Annotated in this window: 20 protein-coding genes and 1 pseudogene; 14 read left to right on the top strand and 7 right to left on the bottom strand. The window is 65.8% G+C overall.

Going from position 1 to position 20,774, the window contains the following annotated elements; all coding sequences use genetic code 11:
* Positions 1-9: 9 nt before the first annotated feature.
* Positions 10-675, bottom strand: coding sequence for a ceramidase domain-containing protein (locus BM171_RS04665; RefSeq protein ID WP_093009655.1), 666 nt, complete (start codon positions 673-675; stop codon positions 10-12).
* Between the two features lie 98 nt (positions 676-773).
* Between BM171_RS04665 and BM171_RS04660 the strand changes: the two genes are divergently transcribed.
* Positions 774-1,466: a metal-dependent hydrolase gene (locus BM171_RS04660; protein WP_093009654.1), complete on the top strand. Its 693-nt coding sequence runs from the start codon at positions 774-776 to the stop codon at positions 1,464-1,466.
* 3 nt (positions 1,467-1,469) lie between these two features.
* On the opposite strand, the gene ade is transcribed toward BM171_RS04660, so the two are convergent.
* The 3 genes from ade to BM171_RS04645 form a co-directional block, all read right to left on the bottom strand.
* Positions 1,470-3,164, bottom strand: coding sequence for an adenine deaminase (ade, locus tag BM171_RS04655; protein WP_093009653.1), 1,695 nt, complete (start codon positions 3,162-3,164; stop codon positions 1,470-1,472).
* Positions 3,165-3,279: 115 nt separating this feature from the next.
* Positions 3,280-6,090: a [protein-PII] uridylyltransferase gene (locus BM171_RS04650; protein WP_093009652.1), complete on the bottom strand. Its 2,811-nt coding sequence runs from the start codon at positions 6,088-6,090 to the stop codon at positions 3,280-3,282.
* The gene (locus BM171_RS04645) at positions 6,050-7,228 is read right to left on the bottom strand and encodes a penicillin-binding protein activator (RefSeq protein ID WP_093009651.1); all 1,179 of its coding nucleotides are present in this window, start codon (positions 7,226-7,228) and stop codon (positions 6,050-6,052) included. The genes BM171_RS04650 and BM171_RS04645 overlap by 41 nt, the downstream gene beginning before the upstream one ends.
* Positions 7,229-7,331: 103 nt before the next feature.
* Here BM171_RS04645 and rsmI point away from each other — a divergent pair, with 103 nt between their 5' ends.
* The 4 genes from rsmI to BM171_RS04625 all read left to right on the top strand — a co-directional run bounded on the left by rsmI (position 7,332) and on the right by BM171_RS04625 (position 10,577).
* Positions 7,332-8,198: a 16S rRNA (cytidine(1402)-2'-O)-methyltransferase gene (gene rsmI, locus BM171_RS04640; RefSeq protein ID WP_093009650.1), complete on the top strand. Its 867-nt coding sequence runs from the start codon at positions 7,332-7,334 to the stop codon at positions 8,196-8,198.
* Complete coding sequence (locus tag BM171_RS04635; RefSeq protein ID WP_093009649.1) at positions 8,195-8,566, top strand: YraN family protein; 372 nt, start codon at positions 8,195-8,197, stop codon at positions 8,564-8,566. The genes rsmI and BM171_RS04635 overlap by 4 nt, the downstream gene beginning before the upstream one ends.
* Positions 8,567-8,751: 185 nt before the next feature.
* Positions 8,752-9,687 (top strand): glutathione synthase, encoded by a 936-nt coding sequence (gene gshB, locus BM171_RS04630; RefSeq protein ID WP_093009648.1) that lies wholly within the window; start codon positions 8,752-8,754, stop codon positions 9,685-9,687.
* On the top strand, positions 9,684-10,577 hold the full coding sequence (locus BM171_RS04625) for an alpha/beta hydrolase (RefSeq protein WP_093009647.1): 894 nt from the start codon (positions 9,684-9,686) through the stop codon (positions 10,575-10,577). The genes gshB and BM171_RS04625 overlap by 4 nt, the downstream gene beginning before the upstream one ends.
* On the opposite strand, the pseudogene BM171_RS04620 reads toward BM171_RS04625, so the two are convergent.
* Positions 10,547-12,059, bottom strand: a pseudogene (locus BM171_RS04620) (YifB family Mg chelatase-like AAA ATPase). The gene BM171_RS04625 and the pseudogene BM171_RS04620 sit on opposite strands and share 31 nt — an antisense overlap.
* Before the next feature lie 220 nt (positions 12,060-12,279).
* Here BM171_RS04620 and BM171_RS04615 point away from each other — a divergent pair.
* From BM171_RS04615 to rpmB, 7 genes are all read left to right on the top strand, one after another.
* Positions 12,280-13,158 carry an RNA polymerase factor sigma-32 gene (locus BM171_RS04615; RefSeq protein WP_093009646.1) on the top strand — a complete coding sequence of 293 codons (879 nt, stop codon included), beginning with the start codon at positions 12,280-12,282 and terminating at the stop codon, positions 13,156-13,158.
* On the top strand, positions 13,146-13,940 hold the full coding sequence (locus tag BM171_RS04610) for a ChaN family lipoprotein (RefSeq protein ID WP_093009645.1): 795 nt from the start codon (positions 13,146-13,148) through the stop codon (positions 13,938-13,940). The genes BM171_RS04615 and BM171_RS04610 overlap by 13 nt, the downstream gene beginning before the upstream one ends.
* Before the next feature lie 64 nt (positions 13,941-14,004).
* On the top strand, positions 14,005-15,204 hold the full coding sequence (gene coaBC / locus BM171_RS04605) for a bifunctional phosphopantothenoylcysteine decarboxylase/phosphopantothenate--cysteine ligase CoaBC (protein WP_093009644.1): 1,200 nt from the start codon (positions 14,005-14,007) through the stop codon (positions 15,202-15,204).
* Between the two features lie 38 nt (positions 15,205-15,242).
* A complete protein-coding gene (dut, locus tag BM171_RS04600; protein WP_093009643.1) occupies positions 15,243-15,704 on the top strand; it encodes a dUTP diphosphatase in 462 nt (153 codons plus the stop codon).
* Complete coding sequence (locus BM171_RS04595; protein WP_093009642.1) at positions 15,704-16,765, top strand: HesA/MoeB/ThiF family protein; 1,062 nt, start codon at positions 15,704-15,706, stop codon at positions 16,763-16,765. Before dut ends, BM171_RS04595 begins: the two co-directional genes overlap by 1 nt.
* 36 nt (positions 16,766-16,801) lie before the next feature.
* Positions 16,802-17,800 carry a methylmalonyl Co-A mutase-associated GTPase MeaB gene (gene meaB / locus BM171_RS04590; RefSeq protein ID WP_093009641.1) on the top strand — a complete coding sequence of 333 codons (999 nt, stop codon included), beginning with the start codon at positions 16,802-16,804 and terminating at the stop codon, positions 17,798-17,800.
* Positions 17,801-17,924: 124 nt separating this feature from the next.
* On the top strand, positions 17,925-18,218 hold the full coding sequence (gene rpmB, locus BM171_RS04585) for a 50S ribosomal protein L28 (protein ID WP_093009640.1): 294 nt from the start codon (positions 17,925-17,927) through the stop codon (positions 18,216-18,218).
* A 62-nt stretch (positions 18,219-18,280) separates the two neighbouring features.
* Here rpmB and BM171_RS04580 read toward each other — a convergent pair whose 3' ends face one another.
* Entirely contained in the window at positions 18,281-19,054 is a 774-nt protein-coding gene (locus BM171_RS04580) for a DUF2189 domain-containing protein (RefSeq protein ID WP_093009639.1), read from the bottom strand.
* A 123-nt stretch (positions 19,055-19,177) separates the two neighbouring features.
* On the opposite strand from BM171_RS04580, the gene BM171_RS04575 reads away from it, so the two are divergent.
* Positions 19,178-19,522, top strand: a complete 345-nt coding sequence (locus BM171_RS04575) for a hypothetical protein (RefSeq protein WP_093009638.1) — start codon at positions 19,178-19,180, stop codon at positions 19,520-19,522.
* Between the two features lie 48 nt (positions 19,523-19,570).
* The gene (locus BM171_RS04570) at positions 19,571-20,074 is read left to right on the top strand and encodes a copper chaperone PCu(A)C (protein WP_093009637.1); all 504 of its coding nucleotides are present in this window, start codon (positions 19,571-19,573) and stop codon (positions 20,072-20,074) included.
* Positions 20,075-20,083: 9 nt separating this feature from the next.
* On the opposite strand, the gene BM171_RS04565 is transcribed toward BM171_RS04570, so the two are convergent.
* Entirely contained in the window at positions 20,084-20,773 is a 690-nt protein-coding gene (locus tag BM171_RS04565) for an NAD-dependent deacylase (RefSeq protein WP_093009731.1), read from the bottom strand.
* Position 20,774 lies beyond the last annotated feature (1 nt).

Below are 20,774 nucleotides of genomic sequence, written 5' to 3'. Positions count from 1 at the left end.
GCGTCGCGTTTATCGCCCGTCCGCGCGGCCCGCAAGCCGGGCCTCGGCGATGCGCGCGAGATAGACCCGGATCATGTGGCCGAGCATGAGCGCGTTCAGGATATGCCAGAGGAAATGCGTGCCGAAAGGCAGCGTGCCGCAGAGTGGCGCGTCGAGCGCGCGGAACGTGATCGAAAGCGCCAGAAGCGCCGCGCCGATGGCAAGGCCCCGCGCGGTGGCGGGTGCGCTGCGGGCGAGGATCAAAGCGTAGAGCGCGATGATGCAGGGGATCGGGGCATAGGCGCCCGATCCGCCGAGCCAGGCAAAGACCGGGCTTGAGCCGACCGCCGCGATGGCGGCGAATTCGAGCGCGGTGATGCCGAGCGCCGCCCAGGTGCCGAACCCCAGATAGTCGCGGTTCGCCGCGAAGATGTAGAGGGCGACATAGACAGCGATGGGCAGAACGTCCGCAAGGCCCGCCCAGGGTTCGGCGAACGTGTGGAAGAGCCCCGATCCGATCCCGATCAGCCCGAGGATCAGGACGAGCGCGCGGGCGACAGGCACGCCTCGGCTCGGTCGCCAGAGAAGCGCCGCGACGATCAGGAAGGCGAGATTCGTGAGCGCGTTGATCGGCTCTGCCCAGAGCCCCGGTTCCAGCCGTTCGCAATAGCCGTCGATGTAGGTTCGCCAGTCCATCCCGTTCCCCCGAAGCGTCGCGTGCCAGATATAACCTCGTCAGTGGCGCCGGACAGGCTAGCCTATGCCGAAGAAGACAGCATCGAAGGAGAGACCTCATGAAAATCACATGGCTCGGACATGGCTCGTTCCGCCTCGAAATCGGCGGCAAGGTGATCCTGCTCGACCCCTGGCTCGACGGGAACCCGTCCTTTCCCGAGGATCGCAAGGCCGAGGCGACCGATGGCGCGACGCATATCCTGCTGACGCACGGGCATTTCGACCATGCCTCGGAGGTCGTGGACATGGCCAAGTCGCTCTCCGTGCAGATCGTCGGCCAGTTCGACCTGATGAATTTCTGGGGCGAGACCGAAGGACTCGACACGCTCGGCTTCAACAAGGGCGGTACGGTCGACCTCGACGGCGTGAAGATCACGATGGTCCACGCCACCCATTCCTCGACGATGCCGGGCGAGAACATCCTGCAATCGGCCGGGTCCGAATGCGGCTACATGATCGAGGGCGACGGCCATGTGATCTATGTCTCGGGCGATACGGATGTCATGGCCGACATGAAGATCTTCAACGACCTGCACAAACCCGATATCGGCATCCTCTGCGCGGGCGGGCACTTCACGATGGACATGAAGCGGGCGTCATACGCGGCCAAGACCTTCTTCGACTTCAAGACCGTGATCCCCTGTCATTACAAGACCTTCCCCGCGCTCGAGCAATCGGTGGACGTCATGAAGGCGGAACTGTCGGGCGTCGACGTGATCGAGGCCGAGGTGCTCTCGCCCATCGAAATGTGAGCCTCAGGGCAACAGCTCGAACCGGGTGACGTCCACCATTCCCCTGTCGGTGATCTTGAGCGCCGGGATCACCGGCAGGGCAAGGAAGGCGAGCTGCAGGAACGGCTCGTTCAGCGTCACGCCGAGGCTCTTCGCGGCATGGCGCAAGGTTTCGAGATCGCGCCGCACCTCCTCGAACGTGCCGAGCGACATGAGGCCTGCGACGGGCAGCGCGAGTTCCGCGAGGATCTCGCCGCCCGCCGTCACGACGAATCCCCCCTCGATCTCCGAAAGTCGCGAGGCGGCCAGCGCCATGTCCTCGTAATCGATCCCGACGCAGGCGATGTTGTGGTGATCGTGGCAGACGGTCGAGGCGATGGCCCCGCGCGTGAGGCCGAAGCCGCGCACGAAGCCCGTGGAAATATTGCCGTTGCGCCCATGCCGTTCCACCACCGCGATCCGGACGAGATCACGGGCCGGGTCGGGGCGCTTGTCGCCGTCCACAGGCTCGATTTCTTCGGTGAGGTGATCGGTGAGGATCTGTCCTTCGCGGATGCCGATCACGGGCGTTTCGGCGCGATTGCCGGGCGAGCGGAAGGAGGCCGGCGTCAGCGGCGGCGCGTGGACCGATTTGCGGCCGACCGGATCGATACTGCCCCGCGCCGCGAAGGCCGCGTCGTCCACGATCCGCCCGCCCGCGATGACCATCTCCGCTCGGCATTCGGCCAGGTCGGGAAGGGCGACGATATCGGCACGGTAGCCCGGCGCGATCAGCCCGCGATCCTTGAGCCCGAAGGCTTCCGCCGCCGATAGCGAGGCCGCCCGATAGGCCGCAAGCGGCGGCACACCGAGCCCGATCAGCGTGCGGATCATGTGATCGAGATGCCCTTCCTCCCCGATATCGAGCGGATTCCGATCGTCGGTGCAGAGGCACATATACGGCGCGGTGCGCTCGGTCAGGAGCGGCGCGAGCGCGTGCAGATCCTTCGAGACGGAGCCCTCGCGGATGAGAACCCGCATCCCCTTCCGCAGTTTCTCGCGCGCTTCGTTCTCCGAGGTCGCCTCATGCTCCGTCCTGATGCCCGCGGCGATATAGGCGTTGAGATCGCGCCCCGAGAGAAGCGGGCAGTGCCCGTCCATATGCCCACCCTCGAAGAGCGCGAGCTTGGCCATCATCGCGGGGTCGCGATGGATGACGCCGGGATAGTTCATCACTTCGGCGAGCCCGATCCCCGAAGGATGGCCGCGTAGCGGCGCGAGATCCTCGGCGGTGAGCGTTGCGCCGGACGTCTCCATATCCGTCGAGGGCACGCAGGACGACAGCTGCACGCGCAGGTCCATCAGAAGATGCTCAGAGGCCGACTGGAAGTAGCGGATGCCGTCCGCGCCGATCACGTTTGCGATCTCGTGCGGGTCGCAGATCGCCGTCGTCACGCCCAGCGGCGTCACGCAGCGGTCGAACTCGAACGGCGTGACGAGCGAGGATTCGACATGCAGATGCGTGTCGATGAAGCCGGGCACCAAAGTCAGGCCGGTGACGTCGATCACGCGCGCGGCCTCGTAGCTCTCGCAGGTGCCTACGATGCGGTCGCCGAGAACGGCGACATCGCCCTCCAGCAGATCGCCGGTCACCAGGTCGAGCACCCGCCCGCCTCGAAGAACGAGATCGGCAGGGCGCTCGCCCCGCGCGGCGGCGATCCGGGTCTCGGTGTGGCTCATGGCTGGCATCCTTTCGTGAGGGCCGTCTGCGGCCGGGTGCCTTGCGAGGATAGGCGGGCCTGCCGCGCGGCCCAAGTCGCAACGCGCTGGCACGGCCTTCGTCTGTCAACTTTGCCTATTCGGCAGCCCGCCTGGCGCCGTCCTCGATCGCCTGCCGCAAGCGGCGCTCGATCACCTTCTGCTTGGACGGCGTGTAGAATTTCAGCCCGAACATGTCCTTGACGTAGAAGCTGTCCACGACCTGCTCGCCATAGGTCGCGATCACGGCGCTGGCGATGTAGATGTTCGATTCCGACAATGTGCGCGCGAGGTCATAAAGAAGACCGGGGCGGTCGCGGGTGTCGACCTCGATGATCGTGTAGATCTCCGAGCCGTCATTGTCGAAGGTGATCGAGGTCGCGACCTTGAAGGCGCGCTCGCGTTTCTTGATCTTGTCCTTCGACTTGATCGCTTCGCGGGCCACGACCTCGCCTTTGAGCGTCTTGTCGATCATCGAGCGCAGACGCGGCAGGCGCGCGGCCTCGTAGGGATGCCCCTCGGAATCCTGCACCCAGAACACCGCCGTCGCGAACCCGTCCTTGGAAGTATAGGTCCGCGCATCCACCACGTTCGCGCCGACCAGTGCCAGGGCACCCGCGAGCCGGGCGAAGATGCCGGGATGGTCAACCAGCGCGAAACACACGCGGGTCGCGTCTCGATCCTCGTCGGGATGGATGTCGATCCGGATCTCGTCGGTGCCGATATCCTTCAGAAGCTCGGCGAAGACCACGTGTGCGGTGACGTGCAGGCCCTGCCAATAGGTCTCGTAGTGGCGGCTCGTTTCCGCGCGCAGGTCTTTCTTGTCCCAGTGATCCAGCCGCTCGCGCAGGAGCTTCTTGGCCTCGACGCTGCGATTCTCGCGGGTGATCGCCTCCATCCCGTCCTCGAGGACGCGGTGCGTCTGCCGGTAGAGCGCGCGCAGGAGCGCGGCCTTCCAGTTGTTCCAGACATTGGGCCCGACGCCGCGGATGTCACAGACGGTGAGCACGCAAAGCAGATCGAGCCGCTCTTTCGTCTGAACCGCCTTGGCGAAGTCGCGCACCGTGCGCGGATCGGCGATGTCGCGCTTCTGCGCCATGTCGGACATCAGAAGGTGATGGCGGATCAGCCATTCGACGGTGGCGCATTCGGCCTTGTTGAGCCCGAGCCGGGGCGCGACGACGCGGGCGATCTTCGCGCCGAGCACCGAATGATCCTCGTCGCGGCCCTTGCCGATATCGTGCAGAAGCAGAGCGACGTAGAGGACCCGGCGGTTCACGCCTTCGCGCAGGATGGTGGAGGCGACAGGCAGCTCCTCGACAAGGTTTTCCTGCTCGATCTCCGAGAGGTGCCAGATGCACTGGATGGTATGCTCGTCGACCGTGTAGCTGTGATACATGTTGAATTGCATCATCGCGACGATGGGTTCGAATTCGGGAATGAACGCCGAAAGGACGCCGAGCTCGTTCATCCGCCTCAGCGCGCGGTCGGGGTTGCCGTGCTTCAGCATCAGGTCGAGGAAGATCCGTTGCGCCTCCTTCGAACGACGCATGTCCTCGTCGATAAGGTGCAGGTTGGCCTGGATGAGACGCATCGCGTCGGGGTGGATCAACAGGCCGGTGCGGAGCGCCTCCTCGTAAATCCTGAGGATGTTGATCTTGTCCGAAAGGAAGGTCGCGTCATCGGCGATGGCGAGCCGTCCGTTCGTGACCTGGTATCCGCTGCGGACCTTGGGCGCGCGGGTGAAGAGGCGCACGAGGAGCGGCGCCTCCTTCTTCTGATCCGCCTCGAGCGAGGTCAGGACGATGCGCGTGAGGTCGCCCACCGCCACCGCGTGCCGGAAATAGGTCTGCATGAAGATCTCGACGCCGCGCCGGCCGCCGCGATCGGAAAAGCCCATGCGCTCGGCGACCTCGACCTGCATGTCGAAGGTCAGGTTTTCCATCCCGCGGCCCGCAAGAAGATGCAGGTGGCAGCGCACGGCCCAGAGGAACGCCTGGGCCTCGCGGAAAGTGCGGTACTCCTCGGGGCGGAAGACGCCCTTGGCCACAAGCTCTTCGGGATTGTCGGTATGGTGGACGTATTTGAGGATCCAGTAGAGCGATTGCAGATCCCTTAGACCGCCCTTGCCCTCTTTCACGTTCGGCTCGACGACGTAGCGCTGGCCGCCTTGCTTTTCGTGCCGGCTCTCGCGCTCCTCGAGCTTGGCTTGCACGAAGTCCGCCTCGGTGCCTTCGAAGAGATCGCTCCGAAGCCGCTCTTCCAGCTCGCGGGCGAGGGCCCGGTGGCCCGTCAGGTAGCGGCATTCGAGCATCGCGGTGCGGATCGTGTAATCCTCGGCGCCGAGGCGCAGGCAATCCTTAACCGTGCGCGAGGCGTGACCGACCTTGAGCTTCAGATCCCACAGCACGTAGAGCATCGATTCGATGACGCTCTCGGCCCAGCCGGTGATCTTGTAGGGCGTCAGGAACAGCAGATCGACATCCGAGAAGGGGGCCATCTCGCCCCGCCCGTATCCGCCCACGGCCATGACGGCGATGCGCTGGCCCTCGGTCGGGTTGGGCATCCGGTGCAGCTTCTCTGTCGCGACTTCGAACGTCAGCGCGATGAGGCAGTCGGTGATATAGGTATAGGCGCGCGTGACCTGGGGAGACTTGAACGGGGACGTCCGGAATGCCTCGGCGATCCGGTCGCGCCCGGCATCCCGCGCCGCGCTCAAATGGCGGACGACGATCTCGCGCACGGCGCGCTCGCCGGTCGCATCGCCAAGGTCTTCCCACAACCGCTCGCGAACGCGCCCCCGGTCGAAGATCTCGTCCGAAGGCGCGATGAGGTCGGGCGTGGTGGTCGTGTCCGGGCTGGTTTCCTCAGAAACCGGCACCGCCGAAGGAGCGGGGGGCGGGGTCAATGATCGTCACCTGCTGGTTCTGCACCGTGGCAATGGCGAGACCGCGTTCATTGGTCCCGTTGGCCAGGAAGCGGAATACACCCGTCGCGCCCTGGAAGCCAGCGCCCTGCGTCAGCGCAGCCCGGTCGATGCCGCTGCCGCGGCTGACGAGCGAGCCGATCGCATTGATCCCGTCGAAGGCGAGCGGGGCGAGCGGGTGCGGAGAGCCACCATAGGCCGCGGCATACCGACCCTCGAAGGCCGAGAGCGCGGAGCGGTTGGGCAGGGTGAACCATGCCCCCTCGATCCCCGGAAGCTGGAAGCCGTCGGGACGCGAATCCCAGCGCGTCAGTCCCATGTACTGCGTAGAGGCGGGCGAGATGCCCTGCTCGGGCGCCAGCTGCAGTACGACCGAGAGGCCGCCCTCCCAGCTATCGGTCAGCATCAGCGTGTCGGCCTCCCCGGCATCGACCAGCGGCGAGATGCGCCCGATCGCGGAGGTCAGGCTCTCGGTGTTGAGCTGGTAGCCTTCCGAGGCGACGACGCGGGCGCCATTGGCGGAGGCCGCGGATTGCACCGCGTTGCGGCCGATCTGCCCGGCGATGTTGTCCTGGAACAGCACGGCGATGTCGGTCTGGCCCTGGCGCGCGCCGTAGCTGACAAGCCGGCTCGCGGTGTTCTGGAATGTCTGGCCGAGGATGAACAGGTTGCCGCCCGCGATGGTCGGGTTGTTGGAGAAACTGAGAACGTTGACGCCCTCGTCGGCGACCGCGATCGCTGCGGCATTCGCCGCTTCGCCGTAGAGCGGGCCGAGAATCACCACCGCGCCCTCGTCGACGGCCTGCTGTGCAACGGCGGAGGCGGTTGCAGGCTGACCGGCCGTGTCGTAGACGCGCAGATCAACCGACACGCCGTCGAGGCTCTGGATGGCAAGGCGAGCCGCGTTTTCCAGATCGCGCGGGATCGACCCGGCATTGGCATCCGAACGAGGCAGCAAAAGGGCCACGGGCACAGGCTCGGATGCGTCGATCCGTCCGCCGCCAGCGCCAGGCGTCAGGGAGCCGATGGAGGTGGCGTCGCAGGCGGCAAGCGCTGTCAGGCCCGCGACCAGCGCGGTTTTGCGAAGCGCCTTGCGAGCGGCGGTAAACAGGGCAAACATTGTATCGGGCTCCCTCGATCCTTATCGGTGGTTCGGTCGGCGCGCCGGTCGGGCCTGCGCCGCTTTGTCGCGAGCTTAGAACAGCGGGTTAACGGGTCCAACCATGAAACAGCATGAGAGCAGCCTTCCGCCGGGTCTGACCCTTGTCGCAACGCCGATAGGCAATGCCCGCGACATCACGCTGCGCGCCCTGGACGTGCTGTCGAGCGCGGACGTGCTCGCGGCGGAGGACACGCGCTCGCTACGCAAGCTTCTGGAAATTCACGGTATCTCGCTTGGCGGACGTCCGGTGCTCGCGTATCACGAGCATAACGGCGCGAAGATGCGTCCGCAGATCCTTGCGGCGATGGCGGAAGGCAAATCGGTGGCCTATGCCTCAGAAGCGGGCACGCCCATGATTTCGGATCCCGGCTTCGACCTGGCGCGGGCCGCGACGGAGGCCGGGCATCCCGTCACGAGCGCGCCCGGCGCAGCGGCCGTCGTGACGGCGCTGACGCTGGCGGGGCTGCCGACGGACCGGTTCCTCTTCGCGGGATTCCTGCCGAACCAGCAATCCGCACGGCGGCGCACGCTCGAAGAGCTCGCCGGGGTTCCGGCGACTTTGGTCTTCTACGAATCGCCCCGGCGTCTGGCGGCGATGCTGCGTGATGCCGAAGCGGCGCTCGGGGCGGAGCGGCAGGGGGCGGTCGCGCGGGAGCTGACGAAGAAATTCGAGGAGGTGCGGCGCGGGTCGTTGGGCGAGCTTGCTGAATTTTACGAAAATTCAGCTGCGCGTGGCGAGGTCGTGGTGCTGATCGACCGCGGGCGTTTGGAAAATGTTAGCGGATCGGACGTAACAAGGGCGCTCGAGGAGGCGTTGCAGACGATGTCGGTGCGCGATGCGGCCGATTATGTCGCACAGATGCTCGGTGTGAAGAAGCGGCCCGTCTACCAGGAGGCCATGATGCTTGCGAAGGAACTGAGGGAATGAGCTTTGCATCACCCGCAACCGGCGCGCTCGCTTATCAGGCGGGCCTGTCGGCCGAGGCGCAGGTCGCGGCGGATTATGCCGCTCGCGGCTATCGGCCTCTTGCGACGCGCTGGCGCGGGAGATGCGGCGAAATAGATCTGGTTCTTGCCGATGGTCCTGGGCTCGTTTTCGTCGAGGTCAAGAAAAGCCGCTCCTTCGACCGCGCCGCAGAGGCACTCTCGCCACGTCAGGCCGCACGGATCTGCCGCGCGGGCGAAGAATTCGCAGGAAGCCAGCCGAACGGTCTTCTGACCGAGATGCGCGTCGATGTCGCGCTGGTGAACGGGTTCGGCGAGATTCGTATTCTGGAAAACGCGTTGATGGCCTGAGGCGGGTCGCAAGGTCTGGCCGAAGACAGACGCGTCCCACGACCGCTAAGCGGCGACGGCGGCCTAGCCTACATGGATCGGAGGTTCGCCGCTCCGAGGCATGAAATCCAGCCTCGCCATTGCCCCCGCCCCGGCTTTGACGCATCTCTTGGCGCAACAGACCGACCGCGCCCGGGAGTGCCAACATGAAAGTCGCCATCCAGATGGACCCGATCGGGCCCATCGACATCAACGCCGATTCCACGTTTCGCATCGCGGAGGAGGCGCAGGCGCGCGGCCATTCGCTGTTCTACTACCTGCCCGATGCGCTGGCTTACGAGGAAGGTCGGATTACCGCGCGCGGCAGACCCCTCTCCGTGCGGCGCGACGTCGGCAATCATGCCGACCTTGGTGAGATGACCCATGTGGATCTCGCTGATTTCGACGTGGTCTGGCTGCGCCAGGATCCGCCATTCGATATGCACTACATCACCACGACGCATCTTCTGGATCGGCTGTCGAAGACGACGCTCGTGGTGAACGATCCCTTCTGGGTGCGGAACTTTCCCGAGAAGCTGCTGGTCCTCGACTTCCCCGAACTCACGCCGCCGACGACGATCGCGCGGGATCTCGCCACGCTCAAGGCGTTCCGGGAACGACATGGCGACATCATTCTGAAACCGCTCTACGGCAATGGTGGGGCGGGGATCTTCAAGCTCGGTGCCGAGGACCGGAACCTGTCGTCGCTGCACGAGATGTTTACCGGCTTCTCGCGCGAGCCGCTGATCGCGCAGAAATTCCTGCCCGCGGTCTCCAAGGGCGACAAGCGCATCATCCTGGTCGACGGCGAGGCCGTGGGCGCGATCAACCGCGTGCCGGCCGAAGGCGAGGTGCGCTCCAACATGCATGTGGGCGGCCGGCCCGAAAAGGTCGCGCTGACCGAGCGCGACCGCGAGATATGCGCGACGATCGGCCCGCGCCTGCGCGAGAAGGGCCAGATCTTCGTAGGCATCGACGTGATCGGCGACTACCTGACAGAGATCAACGTGACTTCGCCGACCGGGCTGCAGGAGCTCGAACGCTTCGACAACGTCAACATCGCCGCCCGCATCTGGGAGGCGATCGAAGCCCGCCGCGCATGAGCTGGCAGTCGCGGATCATCTCGGGGCCGCTTCGGTACCTCTTGAAGCCGTTCCTGAAGCATGTCTTCGATCCGCGCCATGCCGCCCAGGTCGACCTTTTGCCTTACGTGCTGCGGCACCCGCCCTATTTGCGTTACTGGCACCGCCCCGGCGGGCTGACCTGGATCAATACCGGACCGTGCCTGCCGAATGCGGCGATCCTCTATTTTCACGGCGGCGCCTATATCTCGGGCAGCGTCGAGGGCTATCTCGGCCCGCTCGGTCTTTTGTCGCAGATGACCGGCGTCGAGGTCTGCGCCGTCAGCTACCGCCTCGCGCCGGAGCATCGGTTTCCCGCTGCCTTCGAGGATGCGCGCGCAGCGTGGGACCGGCTTGCCGATCTCGGTTACAGACCGCAGGACATTGTGCTCGGGGGCGATTCGGCGGGAGGCGGTCTCGCGATGGCGCTGCTTGCGGCGCTGTGCGAGGAGGGCACGCCGCCTGCCGCCGCCTTTGCCTTTTCACCCTGGACCGATCTTGCGCTGACAGGCGAAAGCCTCGAGCTGAATGCCGAGGTCGATCCCGTTTTGCCGGTGACGCGGATGGCCGAGGTCGTCGAGCTTTATCTGGGGGACCACGATCCCCGCGATCCGCACGCCTCGCCGCTTTATGCCACGTATCCCGGCTGCCCGCCGGTCTTCCTGCAATATGGCGAGCACGAGATCCTGCGGGACGACAGCCACCGGTTGGCGGAGCGGCTGCGAGACTTCGGCGGCGTGGTGAGCGAGGATGTTGTCCCTGAGATGCCGCATGTCTGGCAGCTCTTCGATGGCTACTTGCCCGAAGCGCGGGAAAGCCTTGTCCGCACGGCAGAGTTCGTTCAGGCCTCCTTCGCCGACAGAAGCCGGTAGCTCAGCGCCTCGGCAAGGTGCGGGCGGCGGATGTCCGCGCTGCCCTCGAGGTCCGCGATGGTGCGCGCAACGCGCAAGGTCCGGTGGTAGCCGCGGGCGGAGAGGCTCAACCGCTCGGCGGCGCAGATGATGAGGCCGCGGCATTCGCTGTCGAGCGGCGCGATCTCATCGAGTTGGCGTCCCTCCGCATCGGCATTGGTGCGGCACGCACTCTTCTCGCCGAAACGGGCCGCTTGCACCGCGCGCGCCGCGGCGACGCGGTCGGCCACGACCAAGGAGCTGTCGCCCCCAGATGGCGCATCGAGATCGGTAAACGCAACCGGCGGCACCTCGATCCGCAGGTCGAACCGGTCCATCAGCGGCCCCGATATCCGCCCCAGATAGTCTTCCCCGCAATTGGGCGCGCGCGCAGGCGCGTTCGGCGTCGGGCAGGTAGCCGCAGCGGCAGGGATTGGCGGCTGCGATCAACAGGAACCGGCACGGATAGGTCACATGGGCATTGGCCCGCGCGACCATGACCTCGCCCGTTTCGATCGGTTGGCGCAAGGTTTCGAGCACGGTGCGCGGAAATTCCGGGAATTCGTCCATGAACAAGACCCCATTATGCGCGAGGCTGATCTCGCCCGGCTGGGCGCGCCGACCGCCGCCGACGATCGCGGGCATCGAGGCGGTATGATGCGGTGCGCGGAACGGCCGCTCGCGCGATATGCCGCCTTCATCAAGAAGCCCTGCCAGCGAATGGATCATCGAGGTTTCGAGCGCCTCCATCGGCGAGAGCGGCGGCAAGAGTCCCGGCAGCCGGGCCGCCAACATCGACTTGCCCGATCCCGGAGTGCCGATCAGCATCAAATGGTGACGGCCCGCCGCGGCGATTTCGAGCGCGCGTTTCGCCTTTTCCTGCCCCTTCACCTCGTTGAGATCGCGCGCGCCGCGTGCGGCGGTGACCTCTCCGGGTCTTGCAGGTGCAAGGGGCGATTGACCGGTGAAATGCTGCACGAGCTGCAACAAGGACTCCGCGCCGATCACCTGGCACGCATCGACCCAGGCGGCCTCCGCGCCGCAGCCGTCCGGACAGACAAGCCCGCGCGCCTCCTCGGCGGCAGCCAGCGCAGCGGGGAGCGCACCTGCAACCGGCACCAGTGCCCCGTTCAGCGACAATTCCCCGAGCGCCACGTGTCCGGCGACCGCGTCCCTAGGCACGATATCGAGCGCTGCGAGAAGGCTCATCGCGATCGGCAGGTCGAAATGCGATCCTTCCTTCGGCAGATCCGCGGGTGACAGATTGATCGTGATCCGCTTGGAGGGGAGCGCGATCGACAGGGACGAGAGCGCCGTGCGGACCCTGTCTCGCGCCTCTGACACCGCCTTGTCGGGCAGGCCCACGATGGCGAAGGCGGGCATCCCGGGCGACACGGCGCATTGCACCTCGACCATGCGGGCCGAGACGCCCTCGAAGGCGACGGTATAGGCGACGGCGACCATGCCTGAGGCTCCGCATCTGACGATAGCGAAAGCCTTCGGCCAACAAGGTTAGCGAAGCATTAAGAAGGTATACCGTTGTGCGCCTAAGCGATCATTGCCCGATTTCCAGTATCGCGCGAAATTTTTTTGAAACCGATTCCGATCCAGAGGCGTTCAGCCCCCGTAAGCAGGTCTAGACGTCCCTCAAAAATGACCTGTAGTTTTTCACTGGGGAGTGAAGATGGCTCTAGACGCATTCAACGATCAGACCTTGTCACGGCGGGCAATGAAGGCCGAGCTGCTGGATGCCGAAACCGAATTGAAGCTTGCCTATGCGTGGCGCGATGAACGGGACGAAGCGGCGCTTCACCGTCTTATCACGGCCTACATGCGTCTCGCCATTTCCATGGCAGCCAAATTCAAGCGGTACGGCGCGCCGATGAACGATCTCATCCAGGAAGCCGGGCTTGGCCTCATGAAGGCCGCCGACAAGTTCGATCCGGACCGCGGTGTTCGCTTTTCGACCTACGCGGTCTGGTGGATCAAGGCCTCGATCCAGGATTACGTGATGCGGAACTGGTCGATGGTCCGCACCGGGTCGACCTCCTCGCAGAAATCACTCTTCTTCAACATGCGCCGTGTGCAAGCACGGATCGAGCGCGAAGCGGCCGCCAATGGTGCGAGCCTCGACCGCCATCAGCTGCGCCAGATGATCTCGACCGAGATCGGCGTGCCGCTGCACGATGTCGAAATGATGGAAGGGCGTCTTTCGGGATCCGACTACTCGCTCAACGCCACCCAGTCCGTCGAGGATGAGGGCCGCGAATGGATCGATGCGCTGGAAGACGAGAGCACGCAGGCATCGGAGCTTGTCGAAAATACCCACGACACCGAGCAACTGCGTGAATGGCTCGTCATCGCCATGCAGCAGCTCAACGACCGGGAGCGCTTTATCGTGCGCGAGCGCAAGCTCAAGGAAGAGACCCGCACGCTCGAAAGCCTCGGCAACGAGCTTGGACTTTCGAAAGAGCGCGTCCGCCAGCTTGAAGCCGCCGCCTTCCAGAAGATGCGCAAGACGCTGGAAACCCAGTCTCGCGAGGTCAGAGCATTCCTCGCCTGACGTCACTGGCGGTTGCCGCGATCTCTCTCGCCCCTGTCGCACTTGCCGACGGGGGCGATTTCGCGTCAGCTGACGTGGTGTTTCTTGGCGAACAGCACGACAATCCGGCACATCACGCGCGTCAGGCGGAGCTCGTGGCGGAGATTGCGCCGACAGCGCTCGTCTTCGAGATGCTCACGCCGGACCAGGCGAGCCGCATCACGCCCGAGCTCGTTGCCGACGAGGCCGCGCTTGGCGAGGCGCTGGATTGGGCCGAAAGCGGCTGGCCGGATTTCACGATGTATTATCCGATCTTCGCCGCCGCGCCCGAGGCCGCGTTTTTTGGCGCTGCTGTTCCGCGCGAGGATGCGCGGCGGGCATCGGAAATCGGCATGGTGGAGGCGTTCGGTCAGGGCGCTGACCGGTTCGGTCTTCCCGAGCCGCTGCCCGCCGACGAGCAGGAGGCCCGGCAGGCGCTGCAAGCCGAAGCGCATTGCGACGCGCTGCCCGAAGAGATGCTGCCGGTGATGGTCGATATTCAGCGGCTTCGCGATGCGAAGATCGCGGAAGCGGCGCTCGATGCGCTCGAGGCAGAGGGCGGCCCGGTCGTCGTCATCACCGGGAACGGTCATGCCCGGCCCGATTGGGGGGCGCCCGCGCTCATCGCTCGTGCCGCACCCGATGTGCGGATGGCAACGCTTGGACAGGCCGAGGAGGGCGCACCGCCCTTGCCCGAAGGCTTCGACCGGATCGAAACCGCGCCTGCGGTCGACCGGGGCGATCCCTGCGCCGCCTTCCACTGAGCGGCGCTTGTGCCGGGGCGCAGGCGTCTTTAGACCTGAAAAAGAACGGCTTGTCGGGGCGGATATGCTTCAGGGAAAACGAATTCTTCTGGTCATTGGCGGGGGCATCGCGGCCTACAAGAGCCTCGATCTAATCCGCCGCCTGCGCGAGCGCGGTGCGGCCGTGACGCCGGTTCTGACGCGCGCCGGTGCGGAATTCGTCACGCCTCTATCGGTCGCGGCGCTGGCCGGGGCGGATGTTCATCAGGACCTGTTCGATCTCACGCAAGAGGCGGAGATGGGTCATATCCAGCTCAGCCGGGTCGCGGATCTCGTGGTCGTGGCTCCCGCGACGGCTGATCTGATGGCGAAAATGGCTCAGGGGCGCGCAGACGATCTGGCCTCGACGCTTCTTCTGGCGACCGACACGCCCGTGCTGATCGCGCCGGCGATGAACGTGCGGATGTGGGATCACCCCGCAACGCAGCGCAACCTCGCGACACTCGTCTCGGACGGCGTGCACGTGACCGGCCCCAACGAGGGCGGCATGGCTTGCGGCGAATACGGGCCGGGACGGATGGCGGAGCCCTTGGAGATCGTCGCCGCCATTGAAGCGCGGCTCGCGGCAGGGCCCCTGGCAGGGCGGCGCATCGTCGTGACCTCCGGGCCGACGCACGAGCCCATAGACCCCGTGCGCTACATCGCCAACCGCTCTTCTGGCGCGCAAGGCACCGCCATTGCGCGGGCGCTCGCGGGGCAGGGGGCCGAGGTCGTCTTCGTGACCGGCCCCGCCACGATCCCGCCGCCCGAAGGTGTCGAGGTGGTGCGCGTAGAGACCGCCCGGCAGATGCGCGAGGCCGTTCTGTCGGCGCTGCCCGCCGATGCGATGATCGCGGCCGCTGCCGTCGCCGATTGGCGCGTGGCCGAAGAGAGCGCCTCGAAGATCAAGAAGACGAAGGGCGGGCTGCCGACCCTGACGTTCTCGGAAAATCCCGACATTCTCGCGGAGATCTCGCAGATGGGCGACGGACGCCCCTCGCTTGTCGTGGGGTTCGCCGCCGAAACCGACGATGTCGAGGCGCATGCCACCGCGAAGCGTGCGCGCAAGGGCTGCGACTGGATCCTCGCCAACGATGTCTCGCCCGCGACGGGCATCATGGGCGGAAGCGAGAACGCGGTCACCCTCATTACTGAGGATGGCGCGGAGAGTTGGCCGCGCATGAGCAAGGACCAGGTGGCGATGCAATTGGCCGCGCGGATCGCGCAGGCGCTGGACGCAGTGTGAGGGGCAGGAGTTTTGCGGATTTTCCGAGAGACGACGCCATGAGCCCGTTGCGCGTCAGCATCATGTGGGACGAGGGCGCGGACCGGACGCTGGGCCTGCCGCGCTACGAGACATCCGGCGCGGCCGGGGCGGATCTACGCGCGAATCTCGTGGATAGGCGCAGCGTCGAGCTTGCACCCGGCGCGCGTGTTCTCGTGCCAACGGGCTTCCGCCTCGCGCTTCCGGACGGCTACGAGGCGCAGATCCGCCCCCGCTCGGGACTTGCGCTCAAGCACGGGATCACGCTGCCCAACGCACCCGGCACGATCGACTGCGATTATCGAGGGCCGCTCGGCGTGATCGTGATGAATGCCGGCCGCGAACCCTACACGATCCGCCACGGCGACCGCATCGCGCAACTTGTCGTCGCGCCGGTGGTGCAGGCCGCGTTCGCTCTCACCGAGACGCTGGACGAGACACCGCGCGGTGACGGCGGCTTCGGCTCGACAGGGCGCGGCTGATGGTGCTGGTTCTGATCATGGCCGCCGCCCTATGGGGCCTCGGGCATCTCATGGGCACGCCCCGGCAAGCGCGGCTCATCATGCTGGGCCTTCTCTACGTCGCAGTGCTCGGTCTGCAGGTGGCCTTGCCGGACGGCCATCCCTTGCGCGAAGCGACCGGTGGCTCTGCCGCGCCCTGGCTCATCTTCGGAGGCATGGCTGTATTGGTGTTCCTCTACCGCCAGGGGCTCGGACGCTTGCGGGCGAAGGCCGAAGAGAAAGAGGCCGAGGAAGCGCCTGCGAAACCCAAGGGCACGTTCAGCACGACCGAGCTTGAGCGCTACGCCCGCCACATCGTGCTGCGCGAGATCGGCGGTCCGGGTCAGAAGGCGCTGAAAGAGGCGCGCGTCCTCGTGATCGGGGCAGGCGGCCTCGGCGCGCCAGCCTTGCAATATCTCGCGGCGGCCGGTGTCGGCACGATCGGCGTGATCGACGATGACAGCGTCGAGAACGCGAACCTGCAGCGGCAGGTGATCCACCGGGACGCCGATATCGGGATGCCGAAGGTCTTCTCGGCCGAGGCGGCGATGCTTACCCAGAACCCGCATATCACGGTGAAACCCTATCAGAGGCGTCTGACCGAGGACATCGCCAGCGAGCTGTTCGCCGACTATGACGTTATCCTCGACGGGACGGACAATTTTGAGACGCGCTATCTTGCGAACCGCGCAGCCGTGAAAGCTGGCCTGCCGCTGATCTCCGGCGCACTGTCGCAATGGGAAGGACAGCTCTCTGTCTTCGACCCGGCAAACGATGCGCCGTGCTACGAGTGCATCTTCCCCGAAGCGCCCGCGCCGGGCCTTGCGCCCTCCTGCGCGGAGGCCGGGGTGCTCGGCCCGCTGCCGGGTGTCGTTGGCGCGATGATGGCCGTCGAAGCCGTGAAGATCGCCACTGATGCAGGCGCGCCGTTGCGAGGCGAGATGATGATCTACGACGCGCTCTGGGGCGAGACGCGGAAGATCGCGCTGAGACGCCGGGCCGATTGCCCCGTCTGCGGCGATCTGGACAAATCGCGGGGCTGAGGCCAGAACGGGGCCGGTTCCAAGACGAGAGGCGGCATGGATATCGACGAGCTCAGCACTGATATCCTGTCGTCCAAACGGCGGGCCTTGGCCCGCGCGATCACCCTTGTCGAAAGCGGGCGCGCGGATCACCGGGCCGACGCCATCGCGCTTCTGCAAGCGTTGAAGGATGCCGATCACGGACGGCAGGCTTTGCGCGTCGGGCTCTCCGGTACGCCCGGTGTCGGCAAATCGACCTTCATCGAGGCTTTCGGTCTGATGCTGACCGCACAGGGCCTCAAGGTCGCCGTGCTGGCGGTGGACCCGTCCTCGGCGCGCTCGGGCGGCTCGATCCTCGGGGACAAGACCCGGATGGAGCAGCTTTCGCGCGATCCGAACGCCTTCATCCGCCCGTCGCCCAGCCAGAGCCATCTCGGCGGCGTCGCCCGTCGGACGCGCGAGGCGATCGAGCTCTGCGAAGCGGCGGATTTCGACGTGATCCTGATCGAGACGGTCGGCGTCGGCCAGTCCGAGACGGTGGTGGCCGAGTTGTCGGACCTTTTCGTGCTGCTGCTGGCCCCTGCGGGCGGAGACGAGCTGCAAGGCGTCAAGCGCGGCATCATGGAGATGGCCGACATCATCCTGATCAACAAGGCGGACGGCGATCTCAAGGCCACGGCAAGCCGCACCTGCGCCGATTATGCCGGGGCGCTCCGGCTTTTGCGCAAGCGTCCGCAGGATCCCGAAGGGTTCCCTAAGGCGCTGACCGTTTCTGCGGCGCAAGAGACGGGTCTCGACACGGCCTGGGACGAGATGACAACGCTTGCCGAATGGCGGCGCGAGGCCGGGCACTGGGATGCGCGGCGGCGGGCACAGGCGCGCTACTGGTTCGAGGCGGAGGTGCGCGAGGCGCTCCTGTCGACATTGCGCCGGGAGCCGGTGAAGGGCGCGATGGAGCGGCTCGCAGGGCAGGTCGAGGCAGGCGATCTGACAGCGGCGGCGGCCGCAGACGATTTGCTCACGACCTATCTGCAGCGCGGGCCCGGAGGGACTTGACGCCACCTCTCCGCTTGCCTAAAGAAGCGCGACAAGATTCCGGGCGCCGCCCCTGCGGCGTCCTTTCCATTTGGTGAAAGTCGCAACACCGCTCTTTCGCCCTGACATTGACGAGGATGAACCCATGTCGCGCGTGTGCGAACTGACCGGTAAAGGCCCGATGGTTGGCAACAATGTCAGCCACGCCAACAACAAGACCAAGCGGCGCTACCTGCCGAACCTGAACAAGGTGACCCTGCAATCCGAGACGCTGGGCCGTGGCATCAAGCTGCGTATCTCGTCCTCGGCTCTGCGTACGGTCGACCACCGCGGCGGTCTCGACCGCTATCTGGAGAAGGCAAAGGACAGCCAGCTCTCCGACGCGGCGCTGAAGGTCAAGAAAGAGATCATGAAAGCCCGCACCTCCGCCGAGGCGTGAGCTTGGCTTTCATTTGACGAACTCAAAGGCGTGCCCCAGGGCGCGCCTTTTTGTTTGGCCGGTCAGACCGGCATCACGCGGCGATAGAGGTGCCAGCTTGCGTGGCCCAGAACGGGCAGCACGACGAAAAGGCCCAGAAACCACGGCAGCAGCGCCAGGAAGGTCAACCCCGCGATCAGCGCCGCCCAGACCAGCATGACCGCGAAATTCTCGCGTGTGGCGCGGATGGACAGGCGCATCGCGGTCACGAAATCGAGTTCGCGGTCGAGAAGCATCGGCAGGCTGATCGCCGTCATCGCAAAGAGCAGAAGCGCGAAGGCCGCCCCGAACGCCGCTTCGACCGCGAGCATGCGAAGCCCTGCGCCGGTCAGATAGGTCGCGAGATCGTCGGGCGGTCCCATCAGCGCCGAGGGTCCCATGATGAGCGCAAAGAGCATGTGGGCGAAGAACGACCAGAACAGGAAGTAGATCACGATCACCGCGCCCGCCCAGGGAATCTGGCGTGTGCGCTCTCGCCAGACGATGCCGAGCACGCTTGGAAAGCTCAGCTCCGCGCCCGCCTCGATCCGGCGACTCACCTCGTAGAGCCCCACGGCGAGGAAGGGCGCGACCAGCGGAAAGCCAAGCGTGAAGCTGAGCGTCCAGGTGAAAAGTCCCGCGACGAGTGCCCAGAGTGCAAGGCCCGAGATGACGTAGACCCCTGCAAAGAAAAGCCCAAATTGCGGCGCGCGCGTAAAGTCGCGCCAGCCTGCCCGGAGGATCTTGGCAAGGTCACCGAGCGAAAGTCGCGCCAATGCCACGTCTTTCGCGACAGGCGGATCGGTAAGGGCTGTCATGGCTGGGGCTCCTCCTGGCCTCTTTGCGAAAATAGCAAAGGCTCAGCGCTCCGGGGAAGCTTTTCAATCGCGGCGCTCAATTGTCGCCTTGCCGGCGAAAGGGTGAGGCGGCATGACGGAGGCATGATACTGCGCGCCCTCCTGTCTTGCCTGCTTGCGCTGGTCCTTGCCGGAACCAGCATCGAGATGGCCGTGGCGCGCGGCGCGGCGCCGGCCCATGAAAGCGTCATCCTATGTTCGGGTCTCGAGCGCGTCACGCTTACGCTCAATACCGAGGGCGAGCCGGTCCGCCGGAGCCAGCTTTGCCCCGATGCCGGGGATGCGCTCCTGTTCGTCGCGGATGCGCCCCGGATATCGTCTCTGCGCGCTGCGAACCTTCGCGCGCATGTTGATGCTGTGGCGTCCCGGCAAAGCGCGGGACGCGCCATCCTCGGACCTCACGCGCGGGCGCCGCCGTTCCTGTCCTGATCCGTTACGTCAATTCTATCAGATCCGGACCGGGAAAGGATTCCGCTCATGTTCCGTACGACCCTCATCGCGAGCGCCGCCGCGCTCTTCGCTTCCGCCGCTGCCGCGGAGATCACAGTCTCCGACGCCTATATCCGCAGTGCCACGCCCTCCGCCCCGACAGGCGCAGCCTTCATGGTGATCGAGAATACCGGTGACGCCCCGATGCGTCTTGTCACCGCCGCCTCCGAGATCGCCGCGCGGGTCGAGCTTCACACCCATATCGAAGCCGAAAATGGCATGATGCAGATGGTGGAGATCGAAGACGGCATCGAGATCGCGCCCGGTGCGACGCACGAACTCGCCCGGGGCGGCGATCACGTCATGTTCATGGGGCTAAACGATCCGCTGATCCAGGGCGAGACCGTGCCTGTCACCCTCGGCTTCGAGGACGGAACGGAGGTCTCGCTCGATATCGTGGTCGACCGCGAACGGCAGGACATGGATCATGGCGCGATGAACCACGGGGATATGAACCACGGCGACATGAATCACGGCGCGTCGGGCAATTGACGCGCCGGGCTAGCGCCCCAGCATCCCCTTGACCCAGGCCGGCACCGCGTCGCTCGCGGGGCCGGTCACCGTCCTGTCGAACAGCGCCGAGGCTTCCGTGGCCTCGAGATTGATCTCGACCGTGTCGATCCCGGCGATCCGGGCTTCCTCGACGAAACCCGCCGCCGGGTAGACAAGCCCCGACGTGCCGATGGCGACGAACAGATCGGCATCGAGCAGGTGATCGAGGATCTCCTCCATGTGGTAGGGCATTTCTCCGAACCAGACGATATCGGGTCGCGCCTCGGGCGCGCCACACGACAGGCAGGTCTCGCCCACCCGCATCTCGAGCGGCGCGTCCCAGCGGTGCCTGCACACGGCGCAGAGCGCCCGTGACAACTCACCATGCATGTGGATCACCTTGGCCCCTGCCGCCTCGTGCAGACTGTCGACGTTCTGCGTGACGATCACCGTGTCCGGCCGCGCCGCCTGCAATTCCGCCAGCGCGATATGGGCGGCGTTGGGTGTTGCCTCCGCGGCCTGCGCGCGGCGGGCATTGTAGAACGCCTGGACGCGCGCAGGATCGCGGGCGAAGGCCTCGGGCGTCGCGACATCCTCGATGGAATGCTTCGTCCAGATGCCGTCCTTGTCGCGGAACGTGCCGAGCCCGCTTTCCGCGGAGATGCCCGCCCCGGTCAGGATCACGATCTTGCCGTCCATC

It is taken from the genome of Roseivivax halotolerans, assembly GCF_900115815.1.
GTDB classification, from domain to species: domain Bacteria; phylum Pseudomonadota; class Alphaproteobacteria; order Rhodobacterales; family Rhodobacteraceae; genus Roseivivax; species Roseivivax halotolerans.
Note: the sequence above shows the minus strand (reverse complement) of the source record. Positions and strands in the feature narration are given on the sequence as shown.